A 4,465-nucleotide genomic window follows, 5' to 3' on the forward strand; every position below is an offset into this window, starting at 1 on the left:
TTTTTTACTTATTTGCCCTTGTCTTAAGGACAAGTATAACTATACCACCTTAAAATCATATCGTCAATACCTTTTTGAAACTTTTTTATTCTATTGTATAATTAAATTCATATTTTCATTTTAAATCCAGCATTTTCAAGATTTTCCAACTTTAATAGTATTTTTTAATTTTATTAAATATTTAAGTTTAAATATAGTTTTACATATATTTATAGTATTTAATTTTTTGCATAAATAAAAAGACTATGAATAAAAATCAAATTATTAATTTTATATATAGTCTTTATTTAAATATAAAATTTTTATAAAACTTTATTACTCCATATACATTGTATATGTAATAAATCGTTCTTAATCTCACATTTTATATCTCCATTCATTTTATCCATTAAACCTCTAACAATAAACAATCCTAAACCTGTATTTCTATCCTTTGAATTTCTAGACTGATCATTTGTATAGAATCTATCAAACATTAATTCTACATCTTTTGATGTAAGGTTTTTAGATTCATTTATTATCGTAACTATTGTATTTAATCCTTCTTCACTTAAACCTATATATACATAGCCATTGGAGTGTTTAGCTATATTAATCATTAGATTTTCTAAAACTCTTTTAGTAGCTGATATATCTCCAATTACCATAACATCTTTATTTGGAATATCTATCTTAGGATTTATATCTCTACTAACGAAATATTCATAAAATCCTGCTAATTCATCACATAATATATTATTCAGATTTATATATTCTAAGTTAAGTTCATAGTCGCTTGATTCTAACAATGATAAATCAAAGAAATCATTTAGCAAATTTTGTAAGTATCTAGCTCTCTTTTCTGTTATCTCTATGTACTCTCTTTTCTTATTTTCATCTAAAGTCTTATTTTTTATCATTTGAATATATCCTAAAATTGAAGTAAGTGGCGTTCTTAAATCATGAGAAATATTAGCTATTGTCCTCTTTAGTTCTTCTTGTGATTTCATATTATTTACCTGTAATTCATTAGAAATAGAAATATACTCGTTAATATTCTCTGCTAAATTCTCTATATCTTTATCAAATAATTTTATATCTATTTTTTTACTAGATTTTAAACTATTATAACTATTTAGCTGTTTTGTAATATTTTTTATTTCTTTTTTAATAAAAAATATTCGGGCAAGCAAAATTGTAGTAGCAACAAAAAATATAGCTACTAAATAAGTCATATTACTCACCCTCCCCCCCCTTTATCTTATTTAATATCTTGTTTATTAAATATAATACATCCTAAAATAGTACTAATTAGAATTATTAATATTGAATTAACTGCAAAAGTAAGTAGTAATCCATTATTAAATGGCATAGAACATAAATCCATAAGCATTAGCATTGGCATTTTATAATTTATATAACTAATTTTTAACTCAATTAATGACATTGGAATAAATACAACAAACAGTACACTTAAACCTAAAACCGTTGTTTTCTTTCTTGCCAACGTATGTATCATAGTATAAATACTAGCCATAGCACATAATATAACCAACCATACTGTAATTACCTTTAAAATCATAGTAAATTCAATACCTGTAATACTTTTATTTACACCGTATATTACACTCCAAATTCCGCATGAAATTACTATTGTCATAATAGAAAGTAATATAATTGCTACAAGAATACATAATAAATTTGATATATAAATTTTATATCTATTATGCCCATAAGAAACAGTATTTTTTATTACACCAAATTCATATCTTTCCATTACTAATTCTCCAACTATAAATAATAACATAATGCATATTATACCTGTGAATCCTAACGCTATTGCAAATATATCCATAAGACTTTCCCCAATTAATGTATTATTAAGTATAAATCCATACATTCTATTATCTACCTGTGTAGTTATAATTCCAATTTCGGCACCAGATTCTGAAAAAAGACCAGTTATTAAAATTATAAATATAACCATAGAAAAAATACATTTTCTAAAAGTTTTATTTTTCTTTAATCTATATAAATCACTTTTTATTAAATTAGTCATTATTTTCTCCCTCCTACTAAGCTCATAAAATAGTCTTCTAAATCATCACCTTTAGATGACAATTGTCTTATTACTATGTCTTCCTTAGCAAAAGAAGTTGAAACATATCCTGGATCATCTATGAAATCATATAGCCTTATTGTCTCTTCTGGAAATATTTTATAATTTTTACTTTCAAAAATATTTTCTATAACCCATACAGCTTTATTAATATTATCTACTTTTATCTCTAAAGATTTTTTGCACTTTTCATCGAGTTCTGATTGCCTAATTTCTTCAACAAGTTTTCCTTTATTAATAATTCCATAGCATGTTGCTAATTGATATAATTCACTTAGTATATGGCTTGATATCAATATCGTAATACCCTTCTCTTTATTTAGCTTTTTTAAAAGTTCTCTCATTTCAATTATACCTATTGGATCTAACCCATTAGTAGGCTCATCTAATATAAGAAATTCTGGATCACCAATAATAGCCATAGCTACACCCAACCTTTGCTTCATTCCTAAAGAGAAGTCTTTTACTTTCTTTTTATTTGTATCTCCTAGGCCTACTAAATCTAACTTTTCTTTTATACATGATTTTCCTGGAATACCTTTTTGAAATCTTATTAGTTCCATATTTTCATAAGCTGTCATATTTGGGTAAAATGACGGAGTTTCTATAAGTGCTCCTATTCTTCTTCTGCCATCAACTATCCCTTGCTCTGTACTATCATCGAAAATCTCTATACTTCCACTAGTTATTGTCGCTAGACCAGATACTAATCTTATTAAAGTAGTTTTTCCAGCTCCATTTTTTCCTATAAATCCATAAATATCCCCCTTTTTAATATTCATAGATACTTCTTTAACCACATATTCACCCTTGTATAATTTACTTAATTTGTTTGTTCGCAAGGTATAGTCTGATATTTTATTTATTTTCATAAATTCACCCCTTATAAATATTTTAATATACTCTTATTATAGAAATTAAGTTGTAATTAACTATAAATAAAATCTTAAGAAAGTCTTAAGTTTAAATATTTATAAGATTATTTTTCTAATTTATAACCAATACCCCAAATTGTTTGTATGTAATTATACTTTGTTTCAAATTTAGATAACTTATTCCTTAGGTTGCTAACATGAACAGTAATAGTATTATCATCACATACATATTCACTTTTCCATACACTTTCAAATAAATTTGACTTTGAAAATACTTTTTTAGGATTATTTATTAAAAGATTTAATATATCAAATTCCCTTGCTGTTAATATTACATTATTTTCATTTACAAATACTTCTCTTGTATCTTTATTAAGAGATATTTCTTTATAATTTACTATATCTTTACCGTTATCATATTCAGAAAATTCTATGTACCTTCTTAAATTAGATTCAATTCTAGCTAATACTTCTTCTATATCAAATGGCTTACTTATAAAATCATCTGCACCTAACTTAAGCATATCTATTTTAATACTTCTTTCTTCTTTAGCTGATATTATAATAACTGGTACTGTCATTCTTTTTCTGATATCACCTAAAAGCTCTTCTCCCGATTTACCTGGCAACATTAAGTCTAGTAAAACTATATGCCACGGTTCTTGTTCTAAATATATCAGCCCTTCTGTTCCAGAATAGGATTGTTTTACTGTATAACCTTCATTTAATAACATTTCAGATAGCAATTTATTTATATCATTATCGTCTTCAATTATTAATAATTTTATTTTTTTATTCATATATTCCTCCAATATTAACCCTAATAACTTTTATTTTATCAAACATTTTAATATAAAACCATTTAGAATTATTAATGAACAAAATACTTTGATTTTTAATTTTTAAATTATGGCTTTTTAATCAATAAAAAAGAAGACTATACCTAATGGCATGTCTCCTTATATAAAAATTAATATATTTAACAAAATTAAAAAGATTACGTGGCTACGTCTTACTCTCCCAGGCAGTTGCCCACCAAGTACCATCAGCGCTAAAGAGCTTAACTTCTGTGTTCGGAATGGGAACAGGTGTATCCTCTTTGCTATTGTAACCACATAATCTCTTATGCTTAATATTTCTATTAAGTTTTTCAAAGTTAATACTCTGAAAACTACAAACATTTATTGAATTAATCATTTTAATTGGTCAAGTCCTCGACCTATTAGTATCGATAAGCTAAATACATTACTGCACTTACACCTTCGACCTATCAACCAGGTAGTCTTCCTGGAGTCTTACCCTTACGGTGGGAAATCTTATCTTGAAGTTGGCTTCGCGCTTAGATGCTTTCAGCGCTTATCCATTCCGTACATAGCTACCCAGCCATGCCCTTGGCAGAACAACTGGTACACCAGAGGTACGTCCATCCCCGGTCCTCTCGTACTAAGGACAGGTCTCCTCAAATTTCCTACGCCCCCAGCTCGCGTACCAC

4 protein-coding genes and 2 rRNA genes are annotated in these 4,465 nt (G+C 26.6%); all 6 read right to left on the bottom strand.

Annotated features, from left to right (window positions below; translation table 11 throughout):
- Window positions 1–302: 302 nt before the first annotated feature.
- Window positions 303–1,214, bottom strand: coding sequence for a histidine kinase dimerization/phospho-acceptor domain-containing protein (locus JWF52_RS12035; RefSeq protein WP_208333807.1), 912 nt, complete (start codon window positions 1,212–1,214; stop codon window positions 303–305).
- Between the two features lie 26 nt (window positions 1,215–1,240).
- Entirely contained in the window at window positions 1,241–2,038 is a 798-nt protein-coding gene (locus JWF52_RS12040) for an ABC transporter permease subunit (RefSeq protein ID WP_208333808.1), read from the bottom strand.
- Window positions 2,038–2,955 (bottom strand): ABC transporter ATP-binding protein, encoded by a 918-nt coding sequence (locus tag JWF52_RS12045; RefSeq protein ID WP_208333810.1) that lies wholly within the window; start codon window positions 2,953–2,955, stop codon window positions 2,038–2,040. The genes JWF52_RS12040 and JWF52_RS12045 overlap by 1 nt, the downstream gene beginning before the upstream one ends.
- Before the next feature lie 122 nt (window positions 2,956–3,077).
- A complete protein-coding gene (locus JWF52_RS12050; RefSeq protein WP_208333809.1) occupies window positions 3,078–3,773 on the bottom strand; it encodes a response regulator transcription factor in 696 nt (231 codons plus the stop codon).
- Between the two features lie 199 nt (window positions 3,774–3,972).
- A 5S ribosomal RNA gene (gene rrf / locus JWF52_RS12055) occupies window positions 3,973–4,089 on the bottom strand.
- 86 nt (window positions 4,090–4,175) lie between these two features.
- Window positions 4,176–4,465, bottom strand: a 23S ribosomal RNA gene (locus JWF52_RS12060); the annotation flags it as partial.

This window comes from Clostridium sp. CCUG 7971, assembly GCF_017590215.1.
Taxonomy (GTDB): Bacteria; Bacillota; Clostridia; order Peptostreptococcales; family Peptostreptococcaceae; genus Faecalimicrobium.

What these genes read in the sequence shown, in the direction of transcription:
- JWF52_RS12035 (WP_208333807.1), bottom strand. Translation starts at nt 1,214, where the DNA reads ATGACTTATTTAGTAGCTATATTTTTTGTTGCTACTACAATTTTGCTT.
- JWF52_RS12040 (WP_208333808.1), bottom strand. Translation starts at nt 2,038, where the DNA reads ATGACTAATTTAATAAAAAGTGATTTATATAGATTAAAGAAAAATAAA.
- JWF52_RS12050 (WP_208333809.1), bottom strand. Translation starts at nt 3,773, where the DNA reads ATGAATAAAAAAATAAAATTATTAATAATTGAAGACGATAATGATATA.